General features: G+C 63.3%; 16 protein-coding genes. 4 read left to right on the plus strand and 12 right to left on the minus strand.

Annotated elements, in window-relative coordinates; all coding sequences use genetic code 11:
- The first annotated feature begins 2 nt into the window (after nucleotides 1–2).
- A complete protein-coding gene (locus tag ACX82Z_RS13045) occupies nucleotides 3–239 on the plus strand; it encodes a DUF2093 domain-containing protein (RefSeq protein WP_459589378.1) in 237 nt (78 codons plus the stop codon).
- Nucleotides 240–258: 19 nt separating this feature from the next.
- Here the strand turns inward: ACX82Z_RS13045 and lpxK are convergent, their stop codons facing one another.
- From lpxK to ACX82Z_RS13075, 6 genes are all read right to left on the minus strand, one after another.
- Nucleotides 259–1,287, minus strand: coding sequence for a tetraacyldisaccharide 4'-kinase (gene lpxK, locus ACX82Z_RS13050; protein ID WP_459589380.1), 1,029 nt, complete (start codon nucleotides 1,285–1,287; stop codon nucleotides 259–261).
- A complete protein-coding gene (waaA, locus tag ACX82Z_RS13055) occupies nucleotides 1,287–2,615 on the minus strand; it encodes a lipid IV(A) 3-deoxy-D-manno-octulosonic acid transferase (RefSeq protein WP_459589382.1) in 1,329 nt (442 codons plus the stop codon). The genes lpxK and waaA overlap by 1 nt, the downstream gene beginning before the upstream one ends.
- Complete coding sequence (locus ACX82Z_RS13060; RefSeq protein WP_459589383.1) at nucleotides 2,612–3,367, minus strand: lysophospholipid acyltransferase family protein; 756 nt, start codon at nucleotides 3,365–3,367, stop codon at nucleotides 2,612–2,614. The genes waaA and ACX82Z_RS13060 overlap by 4 nt, the downstream gene beginning before the upstream one ends.
- A 73-nt stretch (nucleotides 3,368–3,440) precedes the next feature.
- A complete protein-coding gene (locus tag ACX82Z_RS13065; protein ID WP_459589385.1) occupies nucleotides 3,441–3,665 on the minus strand; it encodes a DUF4170 domain-containing protein in 225 nt (74 codons plus the stop codon).
- Nucleotides 3,666–3,762: 97 nt separating this feature from the next.
- Complete coding sequence (locus ACX82Z_RS13070) at nucleotides 3,763–4,548, minus strand: 3'(2'),5'-bisphosphate nucleotidase CysQ (RefSeq protein WP_459589386.1); 786 nt, start codon at nucleotides 4,546–4,548, stop codon at nucleotides 3,763–3,765.
- Nucleotides 4,535–5,875: a TldD/PmbA family protein gene (locus ACX82Z_RS13075; protein WP_459589388.1), complete on the minus strand. Its 1,341-nt coding sequence runs from the start codon at nucleotides 5,873–5,875 to the stop codon at nucleotides 4,535–4,537. Before ACX82Z_RS13075 ends, ACX82Z_RS13070 begins: the two co-directional genes overlap by 14 nt.
- A 150-nt stretch (nucleotides 5,876–6,025) precedes the next feature.
- Between ACX82Z_RS13075 and ACX82Z_RS13080 the strand changes: the two genes are divergently transcribed.
- Both ACX82Z_RS13080 and ACX82Z_RS13085 read left to right on the plus strand, forming a co-directional pair.
- A complete protein-coding gene (locus ACX82Z_RS13080) occupies nucleotides 6,026–6,442 on the plus strand; it encodes a VOC family protein (protein ID WP_459589390.1) in 417 nt (138 codons plus the stop codon).
- Nucleotides 6,439–7,893, plus strand: coding sequence for an MATE family efflux transporter (locus tag ACX82Z_RS13085; protein WP_459589392.1), 1,455 nt, complete (start codon nucleotides 6,439–6,441; stop codon nucleotides 7,891–7,893). Before ACX82Z_RS13080 ends, ACX82Z_RS13085 begins: the two co-directional genes overlap by 4 nt.
- On the opposite strand, the gene ACX82Z_RS13090 is transcribed toward ACX82Z_RS13085, so the two are convergent.
- The 5 genes from ACX82Z_RS13090 to ACX82Z_RS13110 form a co-directional block, all read right to left on the minus strand.
- The gene (locus tag ACX82Z_RS13090) at nucleotides 7,880–8,764 is read right to left on the minus strand and encodes a patatin-like phospholipase family protein (protein ID WP_459911762.1); all 885 of its coding nucleotides are present in this window, start codon (nucleotides 8,762–8,764) and stop codon (nucleotides 7,880–7,882) included. The two genes, ACX82Z_RS13085 and ACX82Z_RS13090, sit on opposite strands and share 14 nt — an antisense overlap.
- Before the next feature lie 35 nt (nucleotides 8,765–8,799).
- A complete protein-coding gene (locus tag ACX82Z_RS13095; RefSeq protein ID WP_459589394.1) occupies nucleotides 8,800–10,173 on the minus strand; it encodes a M16 family metallopeptidase in 1,374 nt (457 codons plus the stop codon).
- Nucleotides 10,170–11,549: a M16 family metallopeptidase gene (locus tag ACX82Z_RS13100; protein WP_459589396.1), complete on the minus strand. Its 1,380-nt coding sequence runs from the start codon at nucleotides 11,547–11,549 to the stop codon at nucleotides 10,170–10,172. Before ACX82Z_RS13100 ends, ACX82Z_RS13095 begins: the two co-directional genes overlap by 4 nt.
- Before the next feature lie 114 nt (nucleotides 11,550–11,663).
- Entirely contained in the window at nucleotides 11,664–12,218 is a 555-nt protein-coding gene (gene rsmD / locus ACX82Z_RS13105; RefSeq protein WP_459589398.1) for a 16S rRNA (guanine(966)-N(2))-methyltransferase RsmD, read from the minus strand.
- Nucleotides 12,215–13,819, minus strand: coding sequence for a pseudouridine synthase (locus ACX82Z_RS13110; protein WP_459589400.1), 1,605 nt, complete (start codon nucleotides 13,817–13,819; stop codon nucleotides 12,215–12,217). The genes rsmD and ACX82Z_RS13110 overlap by 4 nt, the downstream gene beginning before the upstream one ends.
- A 58-nt stretch (nucleotides 13,820–13,877) precedes the next feature.
- Between ACX82Z_RS13110 and ACX82Z_RS13115 the strand changes: the two genes are divergently transcribed.
- Nucleotides 13,878–14,348, plus strand: coding sequence for a nucleoside deaminase (locus tag ACX82Z_RS13115; RefSeq protein ID WP_459589401.1), 471 nt, complete (start codon nucleotides 13,878–13,880; stop codon nucleotides 14,346–14,348).
- 4 nt (nucleotides 14,349–14,352) lie between these two features.
- On the opposite strand, the gene ACX82Z_RS13120 is transcribed toward ACX82Z_RS13115, so the two are convergent.
- On the minus strand, nucleotides 14,353–15,012 hold the full coding sequence (locus tag ACX82Z_RS13120; protein WP_459589403.1) for a hypothetical protein: 660 nt from the start codon (nucleotides 15,010–15,012) through the stop codon (nucleotides 14,353–14,355).
- Between the last annotated feature and the right edge of the window lie 139 nt (nucleotides 15,013–15,151).

Consider the following 15,151-nt stretch of genomic DNA (forward strand, 5'->3'; position numbering starts at 1 on the left):
GCATGAACCGTTTCGAAGGCCCCGGCGGCAAGGAAGCCCGCATCCGTTATCTCGACGGCGATTTCCAGGTGATGACGCCCGGATCGTTCGTGCGCTGCGCCGTGACAGGCGAGACGATCCCGCTTGACGAACTCAAATACTGGAGCGTCGCGCGGCAGGAGCCTTATGCCAATGCCGATGTCTCGCTCAGCCGCGAGCTTCAGGAAAATCCCGAGTTGCGCGCGCGCTCGAAGGGATGAACGGCGTTAAATCCGGCGATTACTTCTCCAGCCGCCGCCGTCGCCACGCTTTCAGCGTTTCCTCGATGATGGCCGAGGGCGTGACCGCCGTTTCGAACGCGACTTCGATGTCCACCGTTTCGGTCTTGTCGTAAAGCGCTTCAAGATCGTGCGAGCCGTGTTTCAGGCGGATCGCGTCCTTCGTCGTCGTGACCGGAACGAAGTCGTTCTTCTCGGCAAGCGCGACCAGATCGCGCGCCTCGTCGTCGGTATAAAAATGATGATCGGGGAAATTGCGCACCAGTGCGACCTCACCGCCAAGCTCGCGCACCGTGCGATGGAATTTTCCCGGATTGCCGATGCCTGCGAACACCAGACAGCGCCTTCCACGGATCGCATTCTGCGGAAGCGGCCGCACATAGGCGCGATAGACCGGCCTGCCGGCTCGCGCGGCGTGCCGGACGACCGTCGCGGAGCCATCGCCCTGCCCCATTTCAAGCAGCCCTGTCGCATGACGCATCTGGTCCACCAGCGAGGCGCGCATCGGCCCGCCGGGAATGGTATGCCCGTTGCCGATGCCGCGTTCGGCGTCGATGACGATCAGCGCGTAGTCGATATGAATTTGCGCGCTTTGAAAGCCGTCATCCATGATGACGAAATCGCAGCCCTCGCCCAAAAGCAGTTTCACGCCCTCCGCACGCCTTGCCGAAACGGCTGTCGGCGCATGGGCAGCCAGAAGCATCGGCTCGTCGCCGACATAGCGCGCGCCGTCATGATGCAGATTGACCAGATGTGCGCCCGAGACGGAGCCGCCATGGCCGCGCGACAGAAAACCCGGCTTCAGATTCATCGCCGCCGCTTGCTTGGCGAAGGCGATAGCCACGGGCGTCTTGCCGGTTCCGCCAACCGTGAGGTTGCCGACGCATAGAACGGGAACATCGATGCGCGTGCGCGGCGCGTTTTGCAGGCGATAGCGCGCGGCGGCTCCATAGATCGCGGATGCCGGCCAAAGCGACCATGCGCGCCAGTCCGGCTTCTGCCACCAGAAGGGAGGCGCTTCGGAAACCATCACACCTTGCCGTTCGTCCGATTGCCCCCACCGAGCCGTGCGCTCACGACCAGGGGCGTAATGAACGGATCGAGCGCGACAAGCGTCTTGGTCAGTGCCCCGCGCATGTCTGCGACAGCGTTCGCGCCGGCAGTGATCATGGCGTTGCGCGCATCGTGGTTGGACAGGAGATAGTTCACCGCACCGGCCAGCATGTCCTGATCGCGCACGAGCTTCGCGCCCCCCGCCTGAATGAGCGTCTGATAGGCGTCGCGGAAATTCTGGACGTTCATGCCCGACAGGACCGCCGTATCGAGCATGGCGGGCTCGATCGGGTTCTGCCCGCCCTGCCCGGCGAGCGAACGGCCGACGAACGCGATCTCCGTCAGACGAAGATAAAGACCCATCTCGCCGATCGTGTCGCCGAGATAGATATCGGTGTCGGACTGCGGTGTCTCGCCCTTCGAGCGGCGCGCGACCTTCAAACCTTTCGCGGCGAGCATTTCACCAATCGCCTCGGCTCGGTCCGGGTGGCGCGGAACGAGGATCGTCGCGATGGAGGGGTGCCGTTTCTTGAGCGCCAGGTGAACGTTTGCGGCGATTTCTTCCTCGCCGTCATGGGTCGAAACGGCGGCCCAGGTCGCACGCGCGGCGAACGACGCCTTCAACGCGTTGAACGCCGGAAGATCGACCGGCGGCGGCGGCGTATCCACCTTGAGATTGCCCGATACCGTCACCGGGCGCGCGCCCAGAGCAAGGAACCGCTCGCCATCGGTTTCCGACTGCGCGACGACATGTGCGAGATTTTCGAACAACGCCTCGGCCAGATGCGGTCTCTTTTGCCATGCGGCGAAGGACCGGTCGGAAAGCCGCCCGTTGACGAGAACTTGCGGCACGCGCCGCGCGCCAAGTTCGAGGATCGTCATCGGCCAGATTTCGGATTCGGCCATAAGCGCCAGATCGGGCTGCCAATGATTCAAAAAGCGGACGACTGCCGGTTTCAGGTCGAGCGGCACATATTGGTGGATGATCTTGTCACCGAGCCGCTCTTCGGCGACGCCCGCCGACGTAACCGTCCCGGTCGTCAGCACGACATGAACGCCATCCGCAACGATCTTCTTGATGAGCGGCACGACGGCCAGCGTCTCGCCGACGCTTGCGGCATGAACCCAGACCAGAGGCCCTTCCGGGCGCTCGACCTTGGTGACGCCGTAGCGCTCGCGCCGTCGCTTGCGGTCTTCCTTGCCGCGACTTGCGCGGTAGGCGACATATCCGCCGATCAGCGGATAGGCAGCAGCGCCAGCCAGCCGGTAGGTCGTCAGGATCGCACGTGCCCAGCGCTGGCTCATCGGGCACCCCCTATAAGCTGATAGGCGCGCGCGGTCGTCGCGTTAAGCGCGGTAGTCACTTCACGACGCAATGTTTCCATCTGCTCGTCGCTGCCATCCGGCACCGTGATCGGCTCGCCGAAGGAAATCGCGGCCCTGCCGAAGGGAAGGTTGATCACCGTCTTGTCCCAGCTCTTTTCCAGCACCTTGCGCCGGCTCGTGGCGATAGCGCCGGGAAGGATGGGCCGACCGGAAATGCGCGCGAGCGTGACGATGCCGAGCCCGGCCTGACGCGGCGTCCCATGCGGCACGTCGGCGATCATCGCGACGTTGCGCCCCTGATCGAGCATGCGCTTCATCTGGATCAGCGCGCGCGCGCCACCCTTTCCGGCGTCGTGGCCTTCGCGACCGCCCGAGCCTCGCACGATGCCGAAGCCGAGTTTTTCGGCGACAAGTGCATTGAGTTCGGCATCGCGACTTTTCGAAAACAGCGCCACCACATCGAGATCGTCAGGCAGATAGGCAGGAGCGAGAAGATGCTGGCCATGCCACAACGCGACGATGACGGGCTGCTGCGGGACGATCACCGTGGCAGGATCGTCCGAACCCGGCACCATGCGGTTCGTCGCCTTGACGGCACGCAACAGCCCCGCGATCGTTCCGGCGAGCGCGAACTTGACCGCCCGCGTTTCGGCCAGCGGTCCGCGCACTTTCTTCCAGAGCGTCTTCAGCGGTCTGCGGCGTGAAGCCGCTGACGGGTCGGCCCCGTGCATTTGGGCGATGTTTCTATTCCCCATTTGAACGCGCAATTCACACTTGCCTTCGCATCGTCGGCCAGGCCGCCGCTCAGCTCGGATCGAGCAGGCGATGCAGATGCACGATGAAATAGCGCATTTGCGCGTTGTCCACCGTTTCCTGTGCCTTGGCGCGCCATGCGGATTCCGCAGACTTGTAGTCCGGGAAAATGCCGACCACGTCGAGGTCTGCGAGATCCTTGAACTGGACGCCCTTGAGCGAGGTCAGTTCGCCGCCGAATACGAGGTGGAGGAGTTGCTTGCTGTCTTCAGCCATCGGATGATCGTTTCCGGTTGTCTTGAATGAGATATGTGCCCAAGTCACCTTGAGTGTGAGCCTGCTTTAAATCAGTTCGCCGAAATTGGGAACCGGCCTACCAGTCGGGATGGCGCGCCTCGTCAACCATCGCCCGCAAGAGCGCACCGCTTCCGGCAACGAGCGTGCCGTGGCGCGGATCGTCGCCCGCATAGGTTGGATTGACGCTATCGGGCGTGAGCACTTCGCCGCCGGCCTGCATCAAGATGAGATCGGCGGCAGCCAGATCCCAATCATGGGAATTCGGCTTGACGAAGGTGGCGTCTATCTCGCCATCTGCAACCATGGCGATGCGATAGGCGAGCGAGGGTATGTACGGCACCTTCACCGTCTTGCCGATGCCCGGCAGAACCGTGCGCGTCATCGTCTTGGGACCGGCCACGATAGGCGGATCGCCCGCTTCCCGGACACGGATCGGCTGGCCGTTCTTCAACGCCGCACCGCCGCTCACGGCCTCGAATATCTCGTCCTTCGCGGGCGCGTCGAGAACGCCGGCGATAGGCCTTCCCGCCTCGACGACTGCGATCGAGACGCACCACATATCCTGCCCGCCGATGAAGGCGCGCGTACCGTCGATCGGATCGACGACGAACGTGCGCCGGGCGGAAAGCCGCGATGCGTCGGCGACGGTTTCCTCCGACAGCCAGCCATAATCAGTGCGGGCTTTAAGCAACGCGTCGCGCAGAAACCTGTCCACCGCGATATCGGCTTCGGAGACCGGCGACTGGCCGGTCTTCATCCACACATCCGGCGCCTTGCCGAAATAGCGCATGGCGATCCGTCCCGCCTCACGCGCGGCCTCGCGGATCAGCACCAGTTCGGCGTCGAGTTCATTCGCCGGCAAGGGTCATTCCTTCGATGAGGAGCGTCGGCGCGGCCGTGCCGAAATTGCGGTCCGTGTCGTTGGCCGGGACCATGTTCATGAACATGGTCTTGAGGTTCGACGCGATCGTCACTTCGGAGACGGGATGAACGAGTTCGCCGTTCTCGATCCAGAAACCAGACGCGCCACGGCTGTATTCGCCGGTCACCATGTTGACGCCCTGGCCGAAAACCTCGGTGACGTAGAAGCCGGATTTGAGGCTCCCGATCAGATCCTGCGGACTTGCCGTGCCCGGCTCGATGGCGAGATTGGTCGAGGTCGGGTTGACCGACGAGCCGCCGCGCGACCCGCGTCCGTTCGTCACGAGCCCAAGTTCTCGGGCGGCGGAGGTCGACAGGAACCAGTGTTTCAAAACACCGGCCTCGACCATCGTCAAAGGCTCGCCCTCGATGCCTTCACCGTCGAATGGCCGTGAGGCAGGCCCGCGCACGCGCAAGGGGTCGTCGGTAACGGTGATGGCGGCGGATGCGATCTGCTGGCCCATGCGGTCCCGCAAAAAGCTCGTCTTGCGCGCGACAGACGCGCCGTTGATCGCGCCAGCGAGATGGCCGGCGATGCTACGCGCCACGCGCGAATCGAAAATCACGTCGACCGGCCCGGTCTTCGCCTTGCGCGCGCCGATCCGTTTGACCGCACGCTCGCCGGCGCGGCGGCCAATGACTTCCGGCGCTTCGAGATCGGCAAAATGCAGCCGCGAGGAAAAATCGTAATCGCGCTCCATGCCGGTGCCCTCACCCGCGATGACGCTGACCGAGCGCGAAAAGCGCGTCGCCATATACGAGCCGACAAAGCCGTCCGACGTCGCAAGAACCAGACCGCCCATGCCGGCGCTTGCCGACGCGCCGCCCGAATTGGTGATGCCGCCAACGGCGCGCGCCGCATCCTCCATCGCCAGCGCATCCTCGGTCATGCGCGCGGCATCGATTTCGGTTGCGTCGTAAAGGTCGAGGTCGCGGATTGCCGTCGCAAGGCGATCCTTGTCGGCCAGGCCCTGCACGGGGTCTTCCGGCGAAACCTTCGCCATAGCCACGGCGCGTGCGGCAAGCTCGTCCATATCCGCCCCGGCGGCAGCCGAGACGCTCGCCACGCGTTTTCCGACGAAAACACGCAGTGCGATGTCGTCGCTTTCGGCAGCTTCCGTGCCCTCGACCTTGCCAAGCCGCACCGACACGTCAGCCGAGCGAGAGCGCACGGCGACCGCGTCCGCACTATTTGCACCCGCGCGCTTCGCCGCTTCCACCAGACCCGAAACGAGGTCGGCAAGCTTCGCGGTCTCGATCTGCTGCATGGAAATATCCCGGTTGGTCGAAGGTCACTGGCGACAGGCGCGCTTCACCCATCTATTGTTCGCGCGCGCCATGTGCAATGCCGCAACCTGTGCATCCCACATGGCAAACCGAAGCGAAAACCGACGATACGACCTGCAAGGACCAGTGATTTGACGCCTTTCCACCTCGCCTTCCCCGTCCGCGATCTCGAACAGACCCGCGCCTTCTACGCCGATGTGCTTGGCTGCACGATCGGCCGCTCGTCCGATACCTGGGTCGATTTCGACCTGTTCGGCCATCAGATGTCCGCGCATCTGCGGCCGGGTCAGGAAGAGGCCGCTCGCGACGGCAAGGTCGGCGGCATCATCGTTCCGATCCCGCATTTTGGCGTCGTTTTGCATATGGATGACTGGAAGAAGCTCGCCGAACGCCTCGAAGCGACCGACAGCGTCGAATGGATCGAAAAGCCGCAGATCCGCTTCAAGGGCGAACCGGGCGAGCAGGCGACACTCTTCATCTGCGATCCCTCGGGCAACGCGCTCGAATTCAAGGGCTTTGCCTCGATGGATCAGGTTTTCGCGCATTGACCGATACGCCGGCAGACGAAACGACGCTTCGCAAACACGACCCTCGCGAGCAGGGAAAGTTCGTCACCGGCTCGACAATGCGGCACGTCGTGACGATGACGGCGACCGGCTCGATCGGGCTGATCGCCGTCTTTTTCATCGACGCGCTCAACCTCTTCTACATATCCATGCTCGGTGTGCAGGAGCTTGCCGCAGCCATCGGCTTCGCCTCGACGCTGATGTTCTTCATGATTTCGGTCTCCATCGGATTCACGATCGCGACCTCGGCCCTCGTCTCGCGCGCGCTCGGACGCGGTGACCGCGAGGAAGCCGCGCGCATGGGCGGCGCATCGATCGCCTATATGGCGGTGACCACGATCGCGATGACTGCGGCGGTCTGGCCGTTCATCGACCCGCTCGTCGGGCTGCTCGGCGCACGCGGCGAAACGCGCGAACTTTCAACGCGCTTCATGCAGATCGTCATGCCGTCAATGCCGATGGTCGCGGTCGGCATGGCAACGACAGGCATCATGCGCGGCGTCGGCGACGCGCGCCGGGCCATGTATGTCACGCTGGCCGGCGGCATCGCGGCCGCCATCCTCGATCCCATCTTCATCTTCGGTTTCGGGCTGGGCCTCGACGGAGCGGCGATCTCGACGATCATATCGCGCGCCGTGCTTCTTTCGATTGGTCTCTACGGCGCGCACAAGGTGCATCGACTGATGAAAATGCCCGACCTGAAAGGCTTCAAGGCAGCGCTTCGCCCGTTCTTCGGCATCGGCATACCGGCGCTGTTGACGCAGATCGCCACCCCCGTGGGCAACGCCTATGTCACGATCCAGATCGCCACCTTCGGCGACGAGGCCGTTGCGGGCTGGGCGATCATCGGGCGTATTCTGCCCGTCGCGTTCGGCGTCATCTTCGCGCTTTCGGGCGCCATCGGTCCGATCCTCGGCCAGAATTATGGCGCGCGGCGCTATGACAGGCTGAACGATGCGCTGCGCGACGCGCTGATTTTCACGACGCTTTACGTACTGGTCGTCTGGGCGCTTCTGGCGATCTTTTCAGGCCAGATCGCCTCGCTTTTCGGTGCGACCGGCGAAGCGCGGGAACTCATCGTCTTCTTCTGCCTGTTCGCTGCCGGTTCGTTCCTGTTCAACGGCGCGCTGTTCGTCGCCAACGCGGCGTTCAACAATCTGGGCTACCCGACCTATTCGACGGTTCTGAACTGGGGACGCTCCACGCTCGGAATTATCCCGTTCGTGTGGCTCGGCGCGCATTATTACGGCGCAAAGGGCGTGATCGCAGGATGGGGGCTAGGCGCGGTCTTTTTCGGCGTTGCAGCGGCGATTATCGCGTTTCGAACCGTCCGCGGCATTGGCCCGCGCATGGCTGCACAGGAGCCGCTGCCCGCACCGCCGCCGGCTGCCAATTCCGCCTTTTCGACCGGAAAGACGTCTACGCTTCAGTGATCTTCTTTTCGTGCGCCTCGACGGCACGTTCGATCGCGCGCTTCAATTCGTCGCGAACGGAGTCCGTCGCATTCATCACTTGCTCCATCTTCAGGAAATCGAGCACGCGGAATTCGGAAACCGGGGGGCGGATCAAGATTTGCGGCTGGCAGCGCGTCAAATTGAGCGCGATGATCGACTGCATCATGATCTGGCTCGCGCCGAAAAGGAGATCGACAGAATCGGGATTTTTCGCCGATTGCTTCGAGGGATAGCCGACAACGTCAACGGCGATGACGATGTCTGCATGATCGCCGACGAGATCGAAAGGAACCGGATCGTAAAAACCGCCATCGATCAAAAGCCGGCCTTCGCGGCGAACGGGACGGAATATCGCAGGCAAAGCCGAAGAGGCCGCAAGCGCGGACGGCAGGTCGCCCGAATCCAGAACCGCCAGATCGTGAGCGAAGAAGTCGGTCCCCGTCACCTTGAGCGGTATCTGCAATTGCTCGAAAGTCTGTGGAATTTCAGCCGGCAGGAAGGAGCGCAGGATGCGCTCCAGATTGAATTGTCCCAGCTTGAAGCCGCCCTGCACCATTTCCGACAGAGACTGGGGCCGCGCCCTCCAAAGACGGCTGACGACCTCGCCGCGTCGGCCAAGTACGAGATGGGCGAATTCGCGAATGTCGCGACCAGTCATACCGGCCGCCATCCCCGCACCCATGATCGCGCCGATCGACGAGCCGGCGATCATCTTCGGGCGAATGCCGAGTTCGTCCAGCGTTTCGATGACGTGGATATGCGACAGCCCGCGCGCGCCGCCCCCGCCGAGCGCCAGCGCGAAGGTGGGGCCAGCGGGATCGGGAGTGGAACGCGCCGTCTCGCTTTCCATCAATGTGGGCACGACCGCTTCCATTCCGGTCATCCTCAGTTGGACGTTTCCGTCTCTTCCGCGCGCGGACCGATCACGAGGACGGACGGCTCGGCGGTCAACAGGCGCTGCGCCGCAGCCTTAACCTGGTCGAGCGTCACCGCTTCGATCTGGCCGACGCGCGTGTCGATATAGTCGATGCCGAGATCGTCGCGCTGGAGTTCGAGCAACGTCCGCGCGATCGATGCCGACGAATCGAGATTGTTGATCGCGTAGGCGCCGATCACATAGGTCTTTGCCTTTTCCAGTTCGTCCGCCGTGGGGCCGTCCTCGACCAGCTTTTCAACCTCGGTCCCGATCACGTCGAGCGCCTGGCCGACCTGATCGGAACGCGTCGAGGTCGAGATCGCCAGAGACGACGAATAATCGCGGTTCGCGAGCCAGGACCCGATGCCGTAAGTCAGGCCACGCACCTCGCGCACCTCGTTGAAAAGCCGCGAGGAAAACGTCCCGCCACCCAAAATGTGGTTCATCAGATAGGCGGCAAAGAACTCGGGATCATCCCGTTCCATGCCCGGATAGACGAGTTGGACCGTGCTTTGCGGCAACTGGAAATCGTAAAAAACCTCTTCGCCAAGCTTCGGCTCAACGCGGGGAACTTCGGTTAGCGCTGCCTCCTGAGGCAGGGCACCGAAAATACGTTCCAGATCGGCCCTCAGCGTTTCCGCATCGATCGCCCCGACGACCGCCACGTTGAGGTTCGATTTCGCCAGAAGACGACCGTGAGCCGCCTGCAGATCTTCGACGGTCAGCGCCGTGACGTCAGCCTCCGTGCCGTCGTTTTCACGCGCATAGGGGTGGTCGCCGTAAAGCACGCGGGCAAATTCGCGATTTCCTTGCTGCTGGGGATCGCGCGAACTGGCGCGAATGCCGGTCAAAATCTGCTGGCGAATGCGCTCGACCGGGCCGGCATCGAAGCGCGTCTCGTTGATGGCGAGCGCCAGAAGGTCGAGTGCTTCGTCCTTGTTGTCGGACAAAAGACGCATCTGCCCGTAGAGCGCATCGCTCGATGCGTTGAACGACATTTCCGCACCGGCATTGTCGAGCGCTTCCTGAAAATCGTTCGCCTCCAGATCGCCTGCGCCTTCGTCGAAAAGGCCGCTCATGAGGTTGACCAGACCGCTCTTGCCGTCCGGATCCTGATTGGTGCCGCCGCCGAAGGAAAAATTGATGGCGATCATCGGGATCGTATAATCCTCGACCAGCCATGCGGTGATGCCGCTTTCGGTCGTGACCTCCTGTATCTCGACCGCAGCGCGTGAGGGTGAAGCGAGAGCCAGCACGAGCGCGGCCGCGCCGATGGTCTTCCAGAGGCCTGCGCCGAATGCCGACATGAATCGTTCCTCGATTGGCTTGAAATGAATGCTCACGACGGCTCCTCCTCTGGTGGCAGAAGATAGCCGGTCACCGAGCGCGACCGGTCAAGATAACGCCCGGCGGCGGCCTTAACCGCATCGGTATCGACGGCACGGATACGATCCGGCCATTCCTCGATATCGCGAACCGTCGATCCGGTCGTCAGCGCCGAGCCATACATGTTGGCCATTCCCGACTGATCATCGCGCGCGAAAATGACGGAGCGCAGATAGCGGTTCTTGGCTGCCTCCAGTTCCTGATCGGTAATGCCGTCATTTGCGATCTTCTCGATTTCGGCGTCGGCGGCGCGCTCGACATCCTCAAGGGTCGCCTCGCCGCGCGGTGCGCCATAAACGCCGAAGGCAGTCTCGTTCAGCGACGTGCCGCGATAATAGGCGCCTGCCGACGAGGCCACGCCCTGCTCCACGACGAGCGACTGGTAGAGACGGCTGCGCATGCCGCCGCCCAAAATTTCGGCCAGAAGGTCGAGCGCCTCGGCCTCACCCTCGTCAGCCGTCGTATAGGACGGGACGAGCCATGTTTTCGAATAGCCGGGCACGGTGACGCGCTGGTCGTGATAGGTGACGGTGCGGGCCGTGCGCTGTGCCGGCTCCTGCGTGCGGGTGCGCTCGCCAAGCTCGGGATTGGACGGGATCGGGCCGTAATATTCCTCCGCCAGCGCACGTACGCCTTCCGCATCGACATCGCCCGCCACCACAAGGATCGCGTTGTTCGGCGCGTAATAGCGCTGGTAGAACGCGATCGCATCTTCGCGGTTGAGCTGTTCGATCTCCTGCATCCAGCCGATGATCGGCACGCCGTAGCGGCTGTTCTGGTAAAGCGTCGCGTTGATGGATTCGCCGAGAATCGAATTCGGCTGCGTCTCGATCCGCGAGTTGCGTTCCTCGATCACCACCTGCCGTTCGGGATTCACGACCTCGTCGCTCAGCACAAGGCCGGTCATACGGTCGGATTCGAACTGCATCATCTCTTCGAGGTGTTCGGGCGCGACCTGCTGGAAATAGGCGGTGTAGTCGTAGGATGTGAACGCGTTCTCGCGTCCGCCGACTTCAGCGATGCGAGCGGAGAACTCTCCTTGCGGATGATTCTGCGTGCCCTTGAACATCAAATGTTCGAGAAAGTGGGCGATGCCGGACTTGCCGGGCTGCTCGTCAGCGCTGCCGACCTTGACCCAAAGCATGTGGGTGACGACGGGTGCGCGACGATCCGGGATGACGACCACTTCAAGACCATTGTCGAGCGTGAAGTCGACGATCTCGTTCTCGGCCTCGGCGGGCGTCGCGTCCTGTGCAGCGGCAGCGCCGGCCAGAAGCGCAAGACCGATCGCCGTGCTCGCCAAAGTTCTCGCCGCAGCTTGCATCAGATGCATTCGCTTTTCCTCGGGTTGCATGCGTTGATCGCACAAATAGCGCGGTCACGGCCCAGTTCGAACCGATAACCGGATTAAATCTTCTTCATGTGTGCAAAGTGACAGAGGCCGAAATCAGGCAAAGACGCAGAAAGCGACACTCGTATCGCCGTAGTCGCGGCGATCTTCGAGCGTCAGGCCCGCAGGCGGCTGGAAGGGCGAGGCCGCCGCTTCCTCCACGACGCACAGCGCGCCATGCTTCAGCCACCCGCCTTCAATTGCCGCCGCAAGCGCTTTTTCGCCAAGCCCTTTCGCATAGGGCGGATCGGCGAAGACGATATCAAACGGGGCGAGCGTACCGGCCTCGACAAGACGGGTCGCGTCACGGCGGAATATCTTCGTGCGCCCGGACAGGCCGAACGCTTCGACATTCGTGCGGATCAGGCCGCGCCCTTCCGCTGATTCTTCGATGAAAACGCCATAGGACGCGCCGCGCGAAAGCGCTTCGAGGCCAAGCGCGCCGGTGCCGGCGAACAGGTCGAGCACGCGGCCGCCATCGAGCAAATCGCCGTAGCGATGGGCGATCACGTTGAAGACGGCCTCGCGGGTGCGGTCCGTCGTCGGGCGGATCGCATCGGTCTTCGGGGTCGAAAGCGGCCGCCCGCGAAGCGTTCCGCCGACGATTCTCACTTGCGCCGGTCTCCGCGCGGACCGCTGCCAGGACGCGACGGCCCGCGATCATCGCGGCGCGGCCCTTTCGGTGCTCCGTCGGACTTCGGACGCGGCTTGCCGGCATAGCGCCGTCCGTCCGTTTCCTCGGCGCGGCGCGCGGCCTTCTTCGGGCCGACGGCCTTTGCGCCAGGCGCCATCCACACATTCGAATTGCGCGAGCGCTGCGGTTCGGAACGCTTCTCTGCGCTCTCGCCACGCTTTCCGCCCGCGCCCTTGTCGAAGCCTTGACCCGGCTTTCCGCGTCCGCCGGGCTTCGAGGTCTGAAGGCGACCTAGCGCATCCTCGCGCCGCTCGTCGCGGTCCTTGCGGCGCGGCGCGGGGCCTCGCGCCTCGTCTTCGCTGACGCGCTGGGCGACCGGCTTGTTCGAAAATTCCTTGATCACCGGCGCGTCGAAATCCGCGCCCGATTCGGCGACCAGCTTGTCGCCGAGCTGGTCGCGCAAATGACGACCGCGCAGTTCCTGAATCTCGCCTTCGGTGAGTTCTCCAAGCTGGAACGGACCGTACGAGACGCGGATCAGGCGCGTGACCTCAAGGCCGAGCGCACCCATCACATTCTTGACCTCACGGTTCTTGCCTTCGCGCAGGCCAACCGAAATCCACGCATTCGTGCCTTGCTCGCGCTCCAGCGTCGCCTCGATGGAGCCGTAGAACACGCCCTCGACGGCGATGCCGTCTTTCAGCGCTTCCAGTTTTTCGGGCTCGACCTTGCCGTGAACGCGCACACGATAGCGACGCAGCCAGCCGGTCGAAGGCAGTTCGAGCGTGCGCGCGAGGCCGCCATCATTCGTGAGAAGCAACAGACCTTCGGTGTTGATATCCAGACGGCCGACGGTCAAAAGGCGCGGCAGGCCCTTTGGCAGCACATCGAAAACGGTCTGACGGCCTTCGGGGTCCTTGTTCGTCGTCACCACGCCAGACGGCTTGTGAAACAGGAAAAGCCGCGTGCGCTCGATCGCCGGGATCGGCTTGCCATCGACCTCGATCGTGTCGCGGCCGGTGACATTGAGCGCCGGGCTTTCGATTACCTTACCGTTGACCGACACACGGCCAGCCGTAATCATTTCTTCGGCATCGCGGCGCGAGGCAACGCCCGCACGCGCCAGACGCTTGGCGATACGCTCTTCGCCGCGCGCAGCCTCGGCGGCGCGCTCGTCACGGCCCGGGCGCTCGTCATCGCGTTTGCGGAATGGCTTGCGGTCCCCGTCTTCACGACGGGCGAAAGGCTTCTTCTCGCCGTCGCGGGGCGCGTAGGGCTTGCGGTCCCCGTCGCGTTTCACGAATGGCTTGCGGTCGCCGTCTTCGCGCTTCTGGAACGGTTTGCGCTCGCCATCGCGTTTTGCGAAAGGCTTTCCGTCAGAATCTTCGCGCTTGCGGAAGGGCTTCTTCTCACCATCGCGTGCCGCATAGGGCTTGCGTTCGCCATCTTCGCGCTTCTGGAAAGGCTTGCCGTCGCCGTCCCGCTTTGCGTAAGGCTTTCCGCCACCGTCCTCGCGTCGGACGAAGGGTTTGCCGCCGCGCGGGCCGGAACGCCCCTTATTCTTTTGATCGTCTGTCATGTGGCCTTTGCCTTTCAGCGCGGGTAACTATCAGAGCGTTTTCGGTTCCGCGAGAAAAATGTCCAGCGAATTCCCTACAACCGCTCATCCAAATTTCATGGATACGGCCTTTGCCGAGGCCGAGGCCGCCGCCGCGCGCGGTGAGGTGCCCGTGGGCGCCGTCGTCGTGGTGGACGGCGTTGTCATCGCCAGCGCGGGAAACCGGACACGCGAACTCAACGATCCGACCGCACATGCCGAAATGCTCGCGATCCGGAACGCCTGCGGCGCGCTCGGACAGGAGCGACTCACCGGTGCCGATCTGCATGTCACGCTCGAACCTTGCGCCATGTGCGCCGGAGCGATCTCATTCGCGCGCATCCGCCGCCTCTATTTCGGTGCCGAAGACGAAAAAGGCGGCGCCGTCATCAACGGGCCGCGCTTTTTTTCGTCACCCACCTGCCACCACGCTCCCGAAACCTATTCAGGCTTTTCGGAACGGCGATCGGCGGACCTTTTACGTACCTTCTTTCGCCGGCAGCGGGTCTAAGCCCTTACATTCCTGGAATCCAGTCGCGCCAAGAGCCACGACCCTGAGCACGACCGGCGGCGCGATCCTTGCGCCACTCGTCCTCACCCACATCGCCTACAGCGGCTGTTGCCGCAGGCTGACGATAGGTCGTCGGCGGCTCGCTCAGATAGCGGCGTTGGTTTGGATTGCCCTGCTGCGTCTGTGCCAGGCGACGGTTGAACTCCTCGCGCTGGTTTGCGCGGTTTGCACCGGTGTTGCGTTCGTGAACGCCATGCTGATCCCAGTCCACCATCGGCCCGCCATCATTGGTGCGCGCGCCGCGAACATTGGTGCGATACTGGTTGTTTTCCTGATTGAGTGTTGCGTCCTCACGGATGCGCGCCAGCCGCTGCTCCGGCGATTCGGGCCATGCCTCGTTATTCGCGGCGCTTTGCTGCGGTGTCGGCAGCACTTCTCTCGAGCCCGGCTGGACGAGTTCGCCGCGCGGTTGGTAGGCGATGGGTTCTTCGCGCTCGCGGGTGCCGCCGATCGCCAACAGACCGGTCACGTCTTCCAGCGTCTGCTGACCCGATGACGTTCCAGTTCCGTAGGTCGGCCCCATGCAGCCGGACAGTACGGTCGCGGTCACCAGGATCGCCCCGATGGGCAGCATCCGTTTGGCTGTCAGTTTCGCTTTGATCATCGCGCCCTCGCTTATTTGCGCTATGCCCCATCGCGCCTTCGCGCGCAAAGGCGGCGACAACAAGGCGCTTGGTGGATGCGCGCCTGTATCGCATGCCCGCCGCCCTCACGCAACGGCGGCGGAAACTTGCCAACAGGCG

The organism is Aliihoeflea sp. PC F10.4, from assembly GCF_054612275.1.

Excerpts from the sequence above, each read along its gene's own strand:
- ACX82Z_RS13045 (WP_459589378.1), top strand. The coding sequence starts at position 3 with ATGAACCGTTTCGAAGGCCCCGGCGGCAAGGAAGCCCGCATCCGTTAT.
- lpxK (WP_459589380.1), bottom strand. The coding sequence starts at position 1,287 with ATGGTTTCCGAAGCGCCTCCCTTCTGGTGGCAGAAGCCGGACTGGCGC.
- waaA (WP_459589382.1), bottom strand. The coding sequence starts at position 2,615 with ATGAGCCAGCGCTGGGCACGTGCGATCCTGACGACCTACCGGCTGGCT.
- ACX82Z_RS13060 (WP_459589383.1), bottom strand. The coding sequence starts at position 3,367 with ATGCACGGGGCCGACCCGTCAGCGGCTTCACGCCGCAGACCGCTGAAG.
- ACX82Z_RS13065 (WP_459589385.1), bottom strand. The coding sequence starts at position 3,665 with ATGGCTGAAGACAGCAAGCAACTCCTCCACCTCGTATTCGGCGGCGAA.
- ACX82Z_RS13075 (WP_459589388.1), bottom strand. The coding sequence starts at position 5,875 with ATGCAGCAGATCGAGACCGCGAAGCTTGCCGACCTCGTTTCGGGTCTG.
- ACX82Z_RS13090 (WP_459911762.1), bottom strand. The coding sequence starts at position 8,764 with ATGGAAAGCGAGACGGCGCGTTCCACTCCCGATCCCGCTGGCCCCACC.
- ACX82Z_RS13100 (WP_459589396.1), bottom strand. The coding sequence starts at position 11,549 with ATGCATCTGATGCAAGCTGCGGCGAGAACTTTGGCGAGCACGGCGATC.
- ACX82Z_RS13110 (WP_459589400.1), bottom strand. The coding sequence starts at position 13,819 with ATGACAGACGATCAAAAGAATAAGGGGCGTTCCGGCCCGCGCGGCGGC.
- ACX82Z_RS13115 (WP_459589401.1), top strand. The coding sequence starts at position 13,878 with ATGTCCAGCGAATTCCCTACAACCGCTCATCCAAATTTCATGGATACG.
- ACX82Z_RS13120 (WP_459589403.1), bottom strand. The coding sequence starts at position 15,012 with ATGATCAAAGCGAAACTGACAGCCAAACGGATGCTGCCCATCGGGGCG.